Raw genomic sequence first — 17,425 nt, forward strand, 5'->3', positions numbered from 1 at the left:
GTTTCAGTACTACCGGGCTTTTTTGCGTTTAATGGTTTTTGAAACTGGTTTAGCTTAGCAGGATCAGTCATTATCCTACCTCTTTTAAGAAGATATAGGAAGATTACATGCTATAATCGTACGTTCCGGATCCGCTTTTTATATTTAGGCAACAGAAAGATTAAACCCATTATCCTGGAATGGAAACGAATGGATTTAATCGGAAGCAGCTTAGAAATAAGGGCCTCGATCAGGAGCGGATAGAAACGTCTATAGCGCAGGTACCGGGTTGGGCAGGAAGGAAGAAGTAACCCATTTCTGGTTTGGCACATAACTGGATTATTGTACCGGGATTGTAGAAATGGACAGGAATGTTCGGCCTGGTACAAATTTTATTCATGTACTGATGCCTTTTATTCATCACAAGACAGTTTAAACTTAGTAATTTAAGTTTATATCATTCTAAATACGATGTAGGTAGGGTGAATATTTTAAATCAATCTTCAATGCGCATCTTTGCCGTTAAACCAAAAGATTTATTAAACTTGTAGAGATCGCTAATGTTTGTTTGTTATTAATCTCTAATATTAAGTAGCGGTGACTGAAATTTAAATGGTCAAATTGCGTTAAAATACATTAATTAAAAAGTAAATACTCTGAATGAACTTCTTCAATAAATTACTTCTAATAGCGGCATTTTTGCCATTTGCTGTTATCGCTCAAAAAAAGGACTCTCCTAAACCTAATTGGTTCAACCTGGATCTTCAAAATGATGGAGTATTTGGGGTGAGTACAGAAAAAGCATATTCAGAATTACTGAAAGGTAAAAAAAGTGTTCCTGTAATTGTCGCAGTTATTGACGGAGGGGTACAGCGTGATCATGAAGATTTAAAACGCGTGATGTATGTGAATCCGAAAGAGATTGCGTCTAATAATAAAGATGATGATAAGAATGGTTTTACAGATGATGTACATGGATGGAACTTTCTGGGATCTTCAAAAGCAACTGTTCGTTACGATAATCTGGAGGTATTAAGAATGATTCGGAAGTATGAAGATCGGTATGCTGCTGTAGTTAATTCTACTCCGCTGACTAAAGAGGAGCGTGCTGAGTTTAATCTGTATAAAAGAATGGTGACTGATTATATGGGCAAACTTGAAATGGCTCGTTTTGGGTATGAAAATTATTTAAAGCTGGATAAATATTTGACTACGATCTTGGTCCGCATAGGAAAGAAAAAACCTGATCTTAAGGATTTCGAGAATTACAAAGCTCAAAATGAACAGGAATCTAAAGCACTTAAAATTATTAAGTCTGAATTGAGGAAGGAATCAGATTTTGATAAGGTTAAAGAAGATATTGAAGAAGCTTTACATTATTACTCCAGTGAGATTAATTATCATCTAAATGCGAATTACGATCCGCGTGATTCTATCGGTGATAAGTATACTAACGGGAAAGAGCATCAATATGGTAATGATGATATAACAGGTCCGGATGCAGAGCATGGTACACATGTTGCTGGTATTATCGGGGCGGACCGGACGAATAATATCGGGATAAAAGGAGTAGCGGACAATGTAAGGATTATGTCTGTGAGAGCGGTGCCTGATGGGGATGAGCGTGATAAAGATGTTGCTAATGCTATAATTTATGCCGTTGATAATGGTGCTAAAGTGATCAACATGAGTTTTGGAAAGGCATATTCGTGGGATAAAAAACTGGTGGATAGTGCCGTTCGTTATGCAGCGTCTAAAGATGTGCTTTTGGTGCATGCTGCAGGAAATGAGGGAGCGAATACAGATGTTACCAATAATTTTCCTAATCGCTTTTATGCTGATGATGAGGATCCAAATTTTTGGAATGCTCCAAAGCCTCTTCGTATTCCTCTTCCTCAGCAAAGCGGTAACCAGAGGCCCATGGGGCAGAGATCACTGCCTCCTATGAAGATTGAAAAAGATACTATTCAATACACATTTCCAAAGGCTGCAAACTGGATTGAAGTTGGTGCTTCAGGGTGGAAAAACGATGGGTCTTTAGTGGCCAGCTTTTCTAACTATGGAAAACGTACTGTAGATATCTTTGCTCCAGGTGTAAAAATTAATTCTACGATTCCTAAATCTAAATATAAAGAGAATGATGGTACGAGCATGGCATCTCCGGTAGTTGCAGGTGTAGCAGCTTTAATACGATCTTATTTTCCTTCTTTAACTGCTATACAAGTAAAAGATATCATCATGAAGTCGGCAGTGAAAGTGGAACAAAAGGTTAAAGTGGAAGATGAAAGATCTAGTAAAAGGGTTGATTTTACTGAAGTATGTGTTTCAGGGGGCATTGTAAATGCTTATAATGCAGTTGTATTAGCAGAAAAGCTTGAGCATAAATAATAATTTTTTAACTTTGCATCGCATTTAACGCTGTTTGCAACAGTATCGATGAACATATGACACAATATCAAACCATACTATACTATTGTTATACGACAATAGAGAACGCCGGGCAATTTGCGACCGATCATCTTGAATTTTGTAAATCATTAAAACTTGTTGGGCGAATTATCGTAGCCGATGAAGGTTTGAATGGCACTGTATCAGGAACAAAGGAATCCTGTGACGCCTATATGAACCATTTGAAGGCTAACCCTGTTTTTGATTCTGCGGAATTTAAAATTGACGACGTAGAGGAGCCTTCTTTTATTAAGATGCATTGTCGATATAAGTCAGAAATAGTGCATTCCGGACTGCGTGATCCGGGTATTATCAATCCTCAGGAGAAAAGCGGAATACATTTAGAGCCTAAAGAGTTCATGGAAATGAAGGATAGGGACGATGTGGTTATTTTAGATGTGCGATCCAATTATGAACATGCTCTGGGTAAATTTAAAAATGCAGTTACGCTGAACATAGCTAATTTTCGTGATTTTCCTGCCATGATTAATGAGCTTGCGCAGTATAAGGATAAGAAGATTATTACTTACTGTACGGGTGGTATTAAATGTGAAAAAGCCTCTGCCTTGCTTCTTCATGAAGGATTTCCTGAAGTATACCAATTGCATGGTGGTATAATTAAGTATGGAAAGGAAGCAGGGGGTGAAGATTTCGAAGGTAAATGTTATGTTTTTGATAATCGTGTAGCTGTTGATGTCAACAAGGTTAATCCTGTTGTGATTTCTACTTGTTATAATTGTGGAAAGACAACGGCTAAGATGATTAATTGCGCTAATCCGGAATGCAATGAGCACTTTACTCAATGTGATGCCTGTGGCGTTGAATTGGATGGTTGTTGTTCTGAAATTTGTCAGGCTCATCCCAGAAAGCGCCTTTATGATGGTACTGGATATTATGTGAAGATTCCTATGCAGGTGAATCTAAATAAAAGAGTAAAAGGGAATTATTCTAATGTATTACCTCCGGCTGAGAGTTGATTCAGCTGCAAGCCTTGCTTTTAAATGCGGTATGGTCTAATCACTCTGGTAATATTTTAAAAATCTTATAAATAGATATGAAAGGAATCTTTACAATTGCAATGTTAAGCATCTCCAATATATTTATGACTATTGCCTGGTATGGACATCTTAAATTTAAAGAGATGGACTGGAGTAAAAACCTTGGTTTAACAGCTATAATTTTTATTAGTTGGGGAATAGCATTTGCAGAATATACATTTCAGGTTCCCGCAAATAAATTTGGATTTAAAGATAACGGAGGACCGTTTACTCTATTGCAGTTAAAGGTTATTCAGGAAGCCCTATCCATAACTATATTTTTGATCCTTTCATTGCTCTTCTTTAAGACAGAAAAGATTGCCTGGAATCATCTTGTTGGTTTCTTTTTTATTATTCTTGCAGTTTTCTTTATTTTTAAAAAATGGTAAGCCATATATAATAACCGTTTAAACCTCAATTATTAATATGTTCAGAAGAGCTGGAATTTTACTTTTGTGGATTACCTGCTTTTTGCTGATCAACAAATTGGCCTTAGGAACGGATATAAAAGGTATGGGTGTTCCATATGTTCAGAATTATACAAAAGCACAATACTTGTATGGCAACCAAAACTGGTCTGTTACTAAAGATCAGAACGGAATTATGTATTATGGTAATTCAGAGGGTTTATTATCATTTGATGGGCGATACTGGCAGCAGTACAGGATGCCTAATCATTTGATTGTTCGCTCCGTTGCTGCAGATGGGAAAGATAGAATATATGCTGGAGCTTTTGGTGAATTTGGCTACTGGTCATACAATAAGAGTGGTAAACTGGTATATAATAGCCTTACTCCGCTTGTTCCTTCCAAATCTATCCCTAAAGATGAGATATGGAAAATTTATGTGGATGGGCAAAGAGTAATATTTCAATCATTTGCAAGTATATTTATATATGAAAAGGGTAAGATTAGCGTAGTAAAAGCAAGCAAACCTTTCCTCTTTTTATTTAAAGTAAAAAATCGTTTTTTTGTGGAAGTGATTGGTACTGGCCTTTTCGAATTAAAGGGAAAGATACTTCAACTTATTCCGAATAGTCATATTTTGGGGGGTACCGGGATTTTAACTATTCTGCCTTATCAGAAAAGTAAATTCATAATTGGTACTGCTAAAAATGGTTTATATATTTATGATGGAAAATCCATTATTCCATGGTCCAATCAAGCTAACCAGTTTTTAAAAACCTTTCAGCTAAATAATGGCCTGATTTTAATGGACCGCTATTTTGCTTTTGGTACCATACTTAATGGAATTGTTATTCTGAATGAATCAGGACAGATTGTGCAGCAGATAAACAAATCAAGTGGACTGCAGAATAATACAGTACTAAGTTTATACTCAGATAATGAGCAAAATCTATGGGCAGGACTTGATAATGGGATTGATCGAATAGAACTGAATTCGCCTTTATATTTTTACTTCGATAAAAAGGGAGACTTAGGTACTGTATATTCAAGTATAATCTATAAGAACAAAATATATTTAGGTACTAATCAAGGTCTTTTTTATAGTGATCTGAATGCCGATCAGAATGATAAATTTCAATCGTTCAACTTCAAGTTCATTCCTAATTCACAAGGTCAAGTTTGGGATCTTTCCTTACTGGATGATCAACTGGTATGCGGTCATAATGAAGGAACTTTTGCTGTTGTTGGGGAGAGTTTAAAGCGACTTTCTTCAGTTAATGGGGGCTGGACAATAAAAAGGTTGAATTTATATCCTGATATGTTAATACAGGGAACATATACAGGACTAGTTATATATCGAAAGACTAGTGAAGGAAAATGGGTGTTTTCTCATCGTGTAAGTGGTTTCGGTGAACCATCTCGCTATGTTGAACAAGATGCTAAAGGGCAAATTTGGGTGGCACATGCTTATAAAGGGCTGTATCGGCTTCAATTAAGTAGTGACCTTAAAAGTGTAGTCTCGAGTCATTATTATGGAGTTAAAAATGGCCTTCCTGGAAGTTACCATATTAATGTCTATAACCTGGATAATCGTATCGTATTTTCTTCCGATGCTGGATTTTACGTCTATGACGATATCAGTAATAAGTTTTATAAGTATAGTCAACTCAATACTATTTTGGGATCATTTGCATCTTCGAATAAAATTATACCGGCTGCTGATAAGTCATATTGGTTTATAAACCATGGCAGCGTCGCATTGACAAGTTTTAAAGAGCCAGGTAAGATTTCAGTTGATTCAAGCCGTTTTACTGTTTTGGATGGACGAATGGTGCAGTACTATGAAAATATTAGTAAAATAAATAATTCCATTTACTTAATTAGTATGGATGATGGCTTTGCAATATATAATGGTAATACCATTCCGATAGCTGATCCTTTAAAAATTCCCAAGGTGCTAATTAGAAAAGTTGAGAACATAACCTATGGCAACTTTTCAATAACAGAGAATGGAAGGGATGGTGAGGTGGAAATACCTAGTAATAGAAATAACATCAGGATTACTTATGCTCTGCCTTATTATCGGCAGGCCAAAGTAAGCTATCAATTCATGCTGGAGGGTTATACCAAGCGCTGGTCTGAATGGAGTCCTCAAGCATCAAAAGAATTTACCAATCTAAGTCAGGGAACTTATGTTTTTAAGGTAAGAGCACGCATTAACGAGAAGATTATATCAGACACAGCTATTTTTGAATTTATAATTCTACCTCCATGGTATTTGAGCACTTGGGCGATCATATTTTATATATTACTACATATAGCAGCCTTTTTGTTTTTGAGGAGGTTATACTACATGAAACTTAGAAATCATCAGGAAGAGATTCATCGTAAGCTAAAGCTGGAAAAGGAAGCACTTTTAAAACAAGAGTTGATATCTAATGATCAAAAAATAGCTAAGCTAAAAAATGAGCAATTACAGGTCGATTTGGAGAGTAAAAGTCGGGAGCTTGCTAATTCGGCGATGAATATCGTGTATAAAAATGAATTGCTTCAAAAGATAAGTGATGAGCTTATTCATTTGAAAGATAGTCATGGAAAAGTGTTAAAGGAGGACCAGTTAAAACGCATACAAAAGGTAATTGATGAGGGCATAAATGACGAGCGGGACTGGAATGTTTTCGAGCATAGTTTTAATGAAGCGCATGAGAATTTTTTTAAGAAGCTTAAAATTAATTCGCCTGATCTCGTTCCTAATGACCTGAAGCTTTGTGCTTACTTGCGAATGAACATGAGCAGTAAAGAGATTGCCTCTTTATTAAATATTTCATTAAGAGGCGTTGAAATAAGAAGATATAGATTGAGGAAAAAACTTAATCTTGATCATGATAAGAATCTGTCGGAATTTTTCATAGAGCTTTAATACTACATCAACACCTCTCATAGGGTATGTATTTCAAGTATATAATTGATGTATTTTATTTGTACACTATGTGTATAGAAAATTGATTAATTATGCTCTGATTTCATTTAAACGTATGATTTTAATTAAATTAAAACGAGATTTCCTCGCTTTGATGTAGTAAAGTGAAGGTTAATTAATTTTTTTGTTGCACACAATCATTTGATCTTTGTGTAGTTAACCAAATATCAATTAATCTAATTATAAACTTTATGAGGAAATTATATACTAACCTGTTAGGTTGTATTCTCGTATTCTTTTTTATTTTAGGAAATGCTTTCGCTCAAGGAAGTATTACAGTAAAAGGAAAAGTAACTGATGCTATTAATGGAGAGGCATTAATCGGTGTAAGCATTAAATTAAAAGGGAGTACACAAGGTACATCAACAGATGTAAGCGGGGCCTTTACAATTAATATGCCCTCAAATGGAATTTTAATATTTACTTATATTGGCTTTGTATCCACAGAGATTCCAATAAACAATCAAACAACTCTTAATGTAAAATTGAAAACTTCTTCAGCTGCACTTGATGAGGTGATTGTTGTAGGTTATGGTACACAAAGAAAAAGTGATATTACTGGTTCTGTTGCAAGGATTAAAGGTGCTGATATCGCCAGTCAGCCTGTACTTGCTGCAACACAGGCTATCCAGGGTAAGATAGCTGGAGTTCAGATTATTAGCTCAGGAGATCCTAATTCTTTGCCTACTGTCCGTATCAGGGGAACAGGAACAATGAAGGCAGGAGCAAACCCATTATATGTAGTTGACGGAATTCTTACAGAAGATATCAGGAACATAAACAACGCGGATATCGTGTCAATGGATATTTTAAAGGATGCTTCAGCAACTGCAATATATGGAATGAGAGCTGCAAATGGAGTCCTTTTGATCACCACAAAAAAAGGAAAGACCGGTAAAATGGTAATTGCCTATGATGGACAAGCAGGTATAAAGGAAGCGGCTCATTTAGTCAACATGGCTGGTCCATCTCAATATGCTGGTTATCTAAACGAAGCTAGTATATATTACGGTACAGGAGATGAGCTTATTACTGCCGCTCAACTACAATCGGGTGCGAATACGGATTGGTACGACGCTATATTGAAGAAGGGGATACAGCAGAATCATAATATATCTTTGTCCGGAGGAACAGATGATGTGACTTATTTCATAAGTGCTGGTTATTTATCTGATAAGGGAATTATTGAGACCAATGATTTTAACCGTTTTACATTACGTTCAAATAACGAATATAATGCTGCAAAGTGGCTCAAATTATCTTCTTTGATTTCTTTTAGCAGACTTAATAATAGGACTGTTGATCTAAATGCGTTTAATATAGCGTATAGAGCAGCACCTTACATTGCTTCTAAAATAGGTGAAAAGTATGGTAATACCTCTCTTTCTAATAATGTAGGTAATCCATTATTAAACCTGGAAAAGGCTGACAATTCCGTTTTAGGCAATAGGTTACAAGGGTCGTTTGCTGCAGATGTTAAACCGGTGTCGTGGTTAACTCTTCGTTCAAGCTTTGGTGTCGATCTAGATTTTCTTAAAAGTACAAACTATGGATATCAATTTAACAATGTAGGCGCAAACAGCATATTTCTTACAGAAGGTGGAAATCAACTTCGTGATAAAAGTGATTTGACCGTTTCCCAAAATAATGCAACAAAATGGGTTTGGGATAACACAGCGACATTTGCAAAGGTACTTGATAAGCACAGCTTCAATATCTTAGCTGGTATAACTTCAGAGCAATATAAGTTTAATGGATTAACTGGTAAACGTGTGAATGTTCCTGAAAATAAAGATCAATGGTATTTAGGTATTGGATCTACCAAAGGAGCTACTAACGATAATACAGGTGATAAATGGACCCGGAATTCATATATAAGCAGATTGAACTATGCTTATGATAACAAATATTTACTGACTGCTACATTCAGGGCAGATGGTACTTCAAGGTTTCCTACACAGAATCGTTGGGGCTACTTTCCATCTGTAGGGCTTGGTTGGAATATTGCGGAAGAAGATTTCATGAAGGGTCAAAAGACATTTACCACCCTTAAGATCCGAGGAAGTTGGGGTAGGGTTGGGAATGATCAGATTGCTACAAATGTGTATTTCCCAATTGCTGCGATCAACATCCCTTACTTCTACAACAATGTCGAATATTCTGGAATTGCTTTTAATCAGTTACCAGATAAGAATGTAAAATGGGAAACTACCGAGGAGTATGATCTCGGACTTGATTTTGGTTTTTTTAATAATCGATTAAATGGTGAATTGGATTATTATTCCAAAACAACAAGAGACGCGCTTATTGATATTCGAATTCCAGCGATTCTGGGTGATATTGATGGATTATATACCACTAATGCATCGAATTTCACGAATAAAGGTGCTGAGTTTGCTTTGAACTGGACAGATAAAGTTAATGACGATTGGAGTTACAATATCGGTGGAAACGTGGCTTATAATAAAAATGCAGTTACACGATTAAATGGAGGTCAGGCTTTAGTAGATGGAAACACCGGTGGAAATCAAGGAAATGTGACCAAATCTGATAACGGTCAGCCTATAGGAAGTTTTTTCATTTATGAGGCCGATGGAATTTTTCAAAACGTGGATGAAATTGCAGCTTCAGCCCAAAAGGATGCATTGCCTGGAGATTTAAGATATAAAGATTTGAGTGGTCCGGATGGAACACCTGATGGAATTATAAATGAATCAGATAGAACTTTTATGGGCTCCTACCAACCAAAATATACTTTTGGTATAAATGGAAATGTAACCTTTAAAGAGTTTGATTTAGGAATCAGCACCTACGGTACTACAGGTGGAAAAATCTACAATGGAAAGAAGGCATCCCGAAATGATCAAAGAGATAATTTGGAAACAGATGTAGTTAATAACCGATGGACACCAGACAGACCAAGCAAAAGTGAGCCACGTGCTACTCTGAGTCAGCTTCCAGCATCTAGCTATTTTTTGGAAAAAGGAGATTTCTTCCGGATAAATAATTTAACACTGGGATTTACTATTCCTAAAGCGACCTTATCCAAGTTTAGTATAGAGCGTCTTCGAATTTATGTGGCTGCTCAAAATTTGGCTACCATAACAGGTTATAGTGGGTTTACTCCAGAAATAACTAGTGATAGAGCTACTACTGCAGGAATTGAATCAAGTATTTATCCTACTACCAGGACCTTCACTTTTGGGGTCAATATAGGTTTATAATTTTAAGCGGAACAAAAATGAAAACGAATAAATATATCATAACTTGTATAACTGCAGGATTAATTGTTTTATCTGGATGCAGTAAGGACTTCCTTGAGGTTAGTCCCCAGGGACAATTAACGGAAGATCAGGTATTGAAAGATCCAAATGCCGCTAATCAATTAGTTGGAGGAGTCTACAGCACTTTATATTTCGGCGGATTTGATAATACAACGGTCGGATTTCTCTTTGAATGTTTAAATGACATGGCTTCTGATGATACAGATAAAGGAAGTTCTCCATCTGATTTTAGTGCAGGTGGTGAGATTGATAATTTTACAGTAACGGCCAACAATTTTGTATTGAATAACATCTGGCAAGGGCATTATAGTGCAATTAACAGGGCAAATAAGGCTATTGATGTTTTAACTCAAAGTACATTTGACGAGGGTGTAAAAAATACTTTGATAGGCGAAGTGCGTTTTTTAAGAGGCATCTATTATTTTAACATGGTAAGATGTTTCGGTGGTGTACCAAAGGTAATTCGTACTCCTGATCCTTCGGAAGGAAACAGTGATGAATTTCAAACCAGGTCCACAAAAGAGGAAATTTACCAAGTAATCTTAGATGACTTGCAGTTTGCAGCAGATAATCTTCCTGAAAAGGGAAGCACAGAAGTAGGTCGCGCTACTAAAGGAGCTGCACAAAGTTATTTGGCTAAAGTTTATATGTACCAGAAAAATTGGGCAAAAGTATTGGAAAATACTACAGCTGTTATTAATTCAGGTAGATATAATCTGGTAAATGATTATAGTTTGATCTTTAGGGAAAATGCAGTTGGAAATGATGGAGGAAATAATAATGTGGAATCTATCTTTGAAGTTCAAACAGGTATAAATTTAGGTGAAAATGCAGTTAGTCTTTTATATAGCAATGGTCAGGGTCCTCGTTCAAAAGGAGGATGGAATGACTTAGGTTTTGGTATCAATACCCCAAGTTCCGACTTGGCTAATGCATACGAAGCTAATGATAAGAGAAGAGCGGCAAGTATTATTTTTATAAACCCTACGGTTATACATAAAGACGGCGGTAACCCTTTAAACGTCGGAACTGTGCTATGGGATGGATTCCGCATACCAACGCAGGATTCTGTTGAAAATGAACGCTATAACTATAAAGCTTTTCATAGCTCCTTAAAAGAATCGCCTCAGGTTAGTAATAATAAAGACAGTAAACCTAAAAACATTAGGCTGATGCGCTACGCGGATGTTCTGTTGATGTATGCTGAAGCACAAGCTAATTTAGGAAATAGTGGGGAAGCAGAAGCCAAGTTGAAATTAGTAAGGAATAGAGCAGGACTAGTGACAGTTGCGGGCACTGTAGCGAATATCTGGAATGAAAGACGAGTTGAATTAGCAATGGAACAGGATCGCTTTTTTGATTTGGTTAGACAAGGACGTGCAGGAACAGTTCTTAGAGCAAAAGGTAAAGCCTTTGTTGATGGAAAAAACGAGTTGTTTCCTATTCCACAGGCTCAACGTGATCTAAGCGCTGGACGACTTACTCAAAATCCAGGATATTAATTACTAACCATTATATCGATATTATATGAAACCTAATTATAAATCAATATCAGTCATCGTAATGGCGATATTAACAAGTATACTATTTACACAATGCACTCAACCTGAGAAAGATGATGTTTTTACTCCAGGTGAGGGTCCTTCAATAGGAGAGTGGAGTACTTCTGATGAAGTATCGCCGGACAATTTAGTAGCCTATTGGAATTTTGATGGTAATATAGCCGATTCAAAAGGTAATGTTACCGGCGGTAAATTAAACGGCGTAGGAACATTTGTTGATGGTAGAAAAGGCCAGGCTTACAAGGGAAGTGCAAATGCTTTCATTTCATACGACAATCCTGGTACAATTGCAGGATTGACAAGTTTTACTGTATCCTTTTGGATGTATACTGCGAAACATGATGGTGGAGCCCAAGGGATTTTTGCTCTTGCTAAAGCAGATGGTTCGTTTTGGGCCAATTTCTTTGTTATTGTTGAAGGGAACACCTCCACCACTAATAAGATGCAAATAAAGCTTCATTTTGAAAAAAATGCTACACCGGCAATCCCTAATACTGAAAATTGGGTTGACCCTGCTGAGACTCTAAGGCCTGACAATATGTATGGAGCATGGCGACAAGTAACGTATACCTATGATGCACAAACTTCAAAAGTAGCTATGTATGCCAATGGTCAGGCTATAGCTTTACCAGCAGCTGATGCAAATCGGAAAAGTGGTGTTGGAGATGCTGGTCTAGGCCCACTGGCCTTTAAAGATGCTACAAAATTTGTTATTGGTGCATTTCAGAATAGTCTTGGCGCTCCCTTTAATGGATTAGAGCCATGGATGCTCAATTACACCGGAATGCTTGATGAAATGCGAATCTATAAAACAGCTTTGAGCTCTCAGGAAGTATCTGCTTTGTACCAATTAGAACGACAGGGTAGGTGATCATATATATGTCTAAAATAGCTATGCGATATTCCATCATCTCTGCTTGCTGTATGTTGTTATTCTTGTTTGGTTGCAGTAAAAACAGTAGCGAAGATGCTTTACCTGTAGTTGATCCTTTTACTTTTGTTTCTGCTACCGTTAACGGAATATCGGATAGCTCTTTATTTTTCAATGAGGTAGGTACTAGCCCTTCGATTAAACTTTTTTTTTCTGATCCAATAGATATCGCTTCAGTTCAAGAGAACCTGTTATTTAATCAAAGTTCAGGTGAGGCGATTAATTATAGCGCGACTTATGAAAATGATAACACTGCTATAGTTCTTAAGCCTGCTTCGAGTCTGGGTTCATTTAGTAACTATAAAGTTGTGATATCCGGAAGTTTAAAGTCGGCAACGAAGATTAGCTTAAATAAAAGTATTACCGTTAGTTTAACTACAGGACTAGACTCAGCCGATAAATTCCAAAGAATACCGGAAGAGGACTTGTTTAACCTGGTACAACGTCAAACGTTTAAGTATTTCTGGGACTTTGCACATCCTGTTAGTGGGTTGGCAAGGGAAAGGATTACATCAGGAGAGACAGTGACTTTGGGTGGTTCTGGTTTTGGTGTTATGGCAATTGTGACAGGTATTCACCGGGGCTTCATTACAAGAGAGGAAGGTTTAGCCAGGATGCAAAAAATCGTCGCTTTTCTTAAAAATAAGGCGCAAAGGTTTCATGGAGCATATCCGCATTGGTTAAATGGTACAACTGGCCAGGTTCAGCCTTTTAGTGCAAAAGATAATGGTGCTGATTTGGTAGAAACCTCATTTTTAATGCAGGGATTATTAACCGCTCGTCAGTATTTTTCTAATGCAAATTCCAATGAAACTGTCCTTCGTGATGATATTAACGCCATATGGAATACAGTGGAATGGAGCTGGTTCAGGAAGAATAATGAGAATGTGTTATACTGGCATTGGAGTCCTGATTTTCAGTGGGAAATGAATATGCCTATTAAAGGATGGAATGAGGGTTTAATTACTTATGTCCTTGCTGCATCTTCAACTACTTATCCTATACCTAAAAGTGTTTACGATAATGGCTGGGCAAACAATGGATCTATTCGAAATGGTAATCTTTATTATGGAGTGCAGTTGCCTTTAGGTCCGGCTAATGGAGGTCCATTGTTCTTTTCGCATTATTCTTTTCTTGGAATAAATCCTAATGGTTTAAAGGATGCTTACGCTGATTATGAGATTCAAACTAAGGCGCATAGTTTAATAAATTATAAATATTGTGTTGCTAATCCTAAAAAGTTTTATGGTTATAGTGGCGATTGTTGGGGTTTAACCGCTAGTGATGATATTAATGGGTATCTGGCTCATGAACCCAATAATGATAATGGCGTTATTTCTCCAACAGCGGCTTTATCTTCATTTCCTTATACTCCTGTTGAATCCATGAAAGCATTGAATTTTTTCTATTATAAACTGGGAGATAAGCTTTGGAAAGATTATGGTTTTATAGATGCATTCTCGTTATATGAGCCATGGTTCGCGAGTTCATATCTGGCAATTGATCAGGGACCCATTATTATCATGATTGAAAATCATAGGAGTAAACTCTTATGGAACTTATTTATGAGTTGTCCTGAAGTGAAAACCGGAATGAAAACACTGGGCTTTAGTAGTCCTAATTTATAATATAACATGAATAAATTACTGTCTCTATGTATGCTTTTTATCTTAATCCTCTTTTTAAATAGTTGTGTAGGACATAGAGAAAATTCTACTTCTGCTCCATCTTTAAAAGATACGCTAAGTGATGATTCCTTACTTACCCTAGTTCAAAAAAGGACCTTTAATTATTTCTGGGAAGGTGCTGAGCCAGTATCAGGTTTAGCCAGAGAGCGCATTCACATGGATGGCGACTATCCTGAACATGACCAGGATGTAGTCACTATTGGTGGGGGAGGGTTCGGTATAATGGCAATTTTAGTGGGCATAGAACGTAGATTCATTACCAGACAGCAAGGGGCTGAAAGGCTCAGGAAAATTGTAAACTTTCTTTCCAAAGCAGATCGTTTTCATGGAGCCTGGCCGCATTGGCTATATGGTCCTACTGGTAAAGTAAAACCCTTTGGTATTAAAGATGATGGTGGCGATTTGGTAGAAACTGCTTTTATGGCTCAGGGTCTTATTTGTGTGAGTCAGTATTTTAAAGATGGGAATGTCCAAGAGCAGCAACTTTCAAAAGATACAGAAAACCTTTGGAAAGAAATAGATTGGAGCTGGTACCGTAATGGAAACCAGAACGTACTCTACTGGCATTGGAGTCCTAAATATCAGTGGGCAATGAATTTTCCTGTATCAGGCTATAATGAATGCCTGATTATGTATGTCTTGGCAGCCTCATCTCCTACATATGGGGTACCTGCGGCAGTATATCACGAGGGTTGGGCTAAAAAGGGTGCAATCAAATCAGATGGGGAACAATTAGGATACAAAGTGTTTTTGAATTATAATGGAGTCGAGGGACATGTGGGGCCACTTTTTTGGGCGCATTACTCATATCTGGGCTTAAATCCAAAAGGCTTAAAGGATCGTTATGCCGATTATTGGCAGCTTAATAAAAACCAGACACTTATTCACAGAAAGCATGCGCTTGAAAATCCAAAAGGCTTTAAAGGATATGGGGAGAATACCTGGGGACTGTCGGCCAGTTACTCTGTAAAAGGCTATAGCGCACATACGCCTGATAATGATTTGGGAGTGATCTCTCCAACAGCGGCTTTATCCTCTTATCCCTACACACCAACTTATTCTATGCAAGTCATTCGTCACTTATATCAGGACCTGGGTGATCAGGTGTGGGGTAAATATGGATTTTATGATGCTTTTAGTGAAACGGATAACTGGTATCCAAAACGTTATCTGGCAATTGATCAGGGTCCCGAAATTGTGATGATTGAAAACGGAAGGTCTGGATTGTTATGGAAGTTGTTTATGAGTAATACAGCGGTACAAAGTGGCTTGAAGAAATTAGGCTTTGAAAGCCCCTATTTAAAACTATAAAATGATCAGGAACGAATTACAAAAATATTACTCAACAAGAGAAAAATCTAAGAAAATTGTACTGATATGCTTTATCCTGGGTATTGCTTTATCATTAAATACCGCTGCGCAAACTACTCAAATGACCACCTATTGTAATCCCCTCAATCTAGATTACACCTATATGGTTTACGATTCCAACCGTGATATTTCTTATCGCTCAGGGGCCGATCCTGCTGTTGTTACCTTCAAGGGTGAATATTATATGTTCGTTACCCGGTCTATGGGCTATTGGCACTCTACAGATCTAACTAATTGGACGTTTATTACTCCTGAAAAATGGTATTTCCAGGGATCAAATGCTCCGGCAGCTCATAATTATAAGGACTCTGTTTTGTACGTAGCTGGCGATCCTTCCGGTTCTATGAGTATCCTGTACACTGATAATCCTAAAAAAGGAGATTGGAAGGCTACACCCGCAATTCTCAATGATCTGCAAGATCCTGATTTATTTATTGATGATGACGGACAGGCGTATATGTTTTGGGGATCTTCCAATACGTTTCCGCTCAGAGGGAAAAAACTAGACAAATCGAATCGTTTTCGTGCATCTGATGAAACGGTTGAACTGTTTAAACTCGATGGTGATAAGCATGGATGGGAAAGATTTGGTGAAAATCATTCCGATACCGTACTTAAAGGCTATATGGAAGGCGCTTGGCTAACTAAATATAATAATAAATATTATATGCAGTACGCTGCACCAGGCACCGAATTTAATGTATATGGCGATGGAGTCTATATGAGCGATTCCCCACTGGGGCCATATAAGTATGCACCTAATAATCCGGTCTTTTATAAACCAGGTGGTTTTGCTAATGGATCCGGACATGGAAGTACGGTAATTGGTCCTGACAATAAGTTCTGGCACTTTGCTTCGATGGCCGTTTCAATAAATGTAAACTGGGAAAGGCGTCTTTGTTTATTTCCAGCCTATTTTGATCAGGATGGCCTCATGTATTCAAACACTTCCTTTGGCGATTATCCTCACTACACACCATCGATAGCTGGAAAAATGGGACAGTTTAAAGGCTGGATGCTGCTTTCCTATAACAAGCCCATAAAAGCTTCTTCCTCTTTGGATAAATTTAAACCAGAGAATATGGTGGATGAAAGTATTAAAACTTTTTGGGTCGCAACGAAAAATGATGATCAGCAATGGATTGAGATTGATCTCTTAAAACCAGCAAAAGTATGTGCAATCCAGGTAAATTACAATGATTATAAATCAAATCTTTATGGAAGAATTCCTGGTCTTTACCAGCGTTACTTAATTGAAGGATCAAACGATAAAAAGAACTGGACCGTACTGGTTGACCGTCAGGAGAACTATAGAGATGTACCAAACGATTATGTAGAATTGGGAGTGCCACAAAAGGTCAGATACATTCGGTATAAAAATATTCACGTTCCTACACCTAATCTTTCCATCTCAGGATTACGTGTTTTTGGAATAGGTGAAGGTAAAAAGCCTGCTCCTGTAAAAGGGTTTAAAGTAAAGCAATATAAAGACCTTCGGGACGCTGATATCTCCTGGAACAAGCAATCTGGCGTTCAGGGATATAATGTTTTATGGGGAATTGCTCCCGATAAGCTGTATAACTCCTGGATGGTGTATGAAGCTAATCTATTGAACTTGAAAAGTTTGTCCGTTGATCAAACTTATTATTTCTCCATAGAGGCTTTTAATGAAAATGGAATTTCAGCAAGAACTAAGCCCCAGAAGTTAATTAAATCTAACTATTCTGGTACTAAATAA

10 protein-coding genes are annotated in these 17,425 nt (G+C 37.1%); all 10 read left to right on the forward strand.

Annotation, left to right across the window (positions count from 1 at the left end; translation table 11 throughout):
• Positions 1–639: 639 nt before the first annotated feature.
• Positions 640–2,367, forward strand: coding sequence for a S8 family peptidase (locus BFL47_RS07945; protein ID WP_069659277.1), 1,728 nt, complete (start codon positions 640–642; stop codon positions 2,365–2,367).
• A 56-nt stretch (positions 2,368–2,423) separates the two neighbouring features.
• Complete coding sequence (gene trhO / locus BFL47_RS07950) at positions 2,424–3,404, forward strand: oxygen-dependent tRNA uridine(34) hydroxylase TrhO (RefSeq protein ID WP_069659278.1); 981 nt, start codon at positions 2,424–2,426, stop codon at positions 3,402–3,404.
• Positions 3,405–3,481: 77 nt separating this feature from the next.
• Positions 3,482–3,853: a DMT family protein gene (locus BFL47_RS07955; protein WP_069659279.1), complete on the forward strand. Its 372-nt coding sequence runs from the start codon at positions 3,482–3,484 to the stop codon at positions 3,851–3,853.
• 37 nt (positions 3,854–3,890) lie between these two features.
• Positions 3,891–6,791, forward strand: a complete 2,901-nt coding sequence (locus BFL47_RS07960) for a ligand-binding sensor domain-containing protein (RefSeq protein WP_069659280.1) — start codon at positions 3,891–3,893, stop codon at positions 6,789–6,791.
• A gap of 251 nt (positions 6,792–7,042) precedes the next feature.
• Positions 7,043–10,075 (forward strand): SusC/RagA family TonB-linked outer membrane protein, encoded by a 3,033-nt coding sequence (locus tag BFL47_RS07965; protein WP_069659281.1) that lies wholly within the window; start codon positions 7,043–7,045, stop codon positions 10,073–10,075.
• 17 nt (positions 10,076–10,092) lie between these two features.
• Positions 10,093–11,637, forward strand: a complete 1,545-nt coding sequence (locus BFL47_RS07970; RefSeq protein ID WP_069659282.1) for a RagB/SusD family nutrient uptake outer membrane protein — start codon at positions 10,093–10,095, stop codon at positions 11,635–11,637.
• Positions 11,638–11,662: 25 nt separating this feature from the next.
• Entirely contained in the window at positions 11,663–12,568 is a 906-nt protein-coding gene (locus BFL47_RS07975; RefSeq protein ID WP_069659283.1) for a LamG-like jellyroll fold domain-containing protein, read from the forward strand.
• Between the two features lie 8 nt (positions 12,569–12,576).
• Positions 12,577–14,256 (forward strand): glucoamylase family protein, encoded by a 1,680-nt coding sequence (locus BFL47_RS07980; RefSeq protein ID WP_245681326.1) that lies wholly within the window; start codon positions 12,577–12,579, stop codon positions 14,254–14,256.
• A gap of 6 nt (positions 14,257–14,262) precedes the next feature.
• Positions 14,263–15,627: a glucoamylase family protein gene (locus BFL47_RS07985; RefSeq protein WP_069659285.1), complete on the forward strand. Its 1,365-nt coding sequence runs from the start codon at positions 14,263–14,265 to the stop codon at positions 15,625–15,627.
• A gap of 1 nt (position 15,628) precedes the next feature.
• Positions 15,629–17,425: a family 43 glycosylhydrolase gene (locus BFL47_RS07990; protein WP_069659286.1), complete on the forward strand. Its 1,797-nt coding sequence runs from the start codon at positions 15,629–15,631 to the stop codon at positions 17,423–17,425.

This window comes from Arcticibacter eurypsychrophilus (assembly GCF_001730525.1).
Lineage (GTDB): Bacteria > Bacteroidota > Bacteroidia > Sphingobacteriales > Sphingobacteriaceae > Arcticibacter > Arcticibacter eurypsychrophilus.

Excerpts from the sequence above, each read along its gene's own strand:
- BFL47_RS07945 (WP_069659277.1), top strand. The coding sequence starts at position 640 with ATGAACTTCTTCAATAAATTACTTCTAATAGCGGCATTTTTGCCATTT.
- trhO (WP_069659278.1), top strand. The coding sequence starts at position 2,424 with ATGACACAATATCAAACCATACTATACTATTGTTATACGACAATAGAG.
- BFL47_RS07955 (WP_069659279.1), top strand. The coding sequence starts at position 3,482 with ATGAAAGGAATCTTTACAATTGCAATGTTAAGCATCTCCAATATATTT.
- BFL47_RS07960 (WP_069659280.1), top strand. The coding sequence starts at position 3,891 with ATGTTCAGAAGAGCTGGAATTTTACTTTTGTGGATTACCTGCTTTTTG.
- BFL47_RS07965 (WP_069659281.1), top strand. The coding sequence starts at position 7,043 with ATGAGGAAATTATATACTAACCTGTTAGGTTGTATTCTCGTATTCTTT.
- BFL47_RS07970 (WP_069659282.1), top strand. The coding sequence starts at position 10,093 with ATGAAAACGAATAAATATATCATAACTTGTATAACTGCAGGATTAATT.
- BFL47_RS07975 (WP_069659283.1), top strand. The coding sequence starts at position 11,663 with ATGAAACCTAATTATAAATCAATATCAGTCATCGTAATGGCGATATTA.
- BFL47_RS07980 (WP_245681326.1), top strand. The coding sequence starts at position 12,577 with ATGTCTAAAATAGCTATGCGATATTCCATCATCTCTGCTTGCTGTATG.
- BFL47_RS07985 (WP_069659285.1), top strand. The coding sequence starts at position 14,263 with ATGAATAAATTACTGTCTCTATGTATGCTTTTTATCTTAATCCTCTTT.
- BFL47_RS07990 (WP_069659286.1), top strand. The coding sequence starts at position 15,629 with ATGATCAGGAACGAATTACAAAAATATTACTCAACAAGAGAAAAATCT.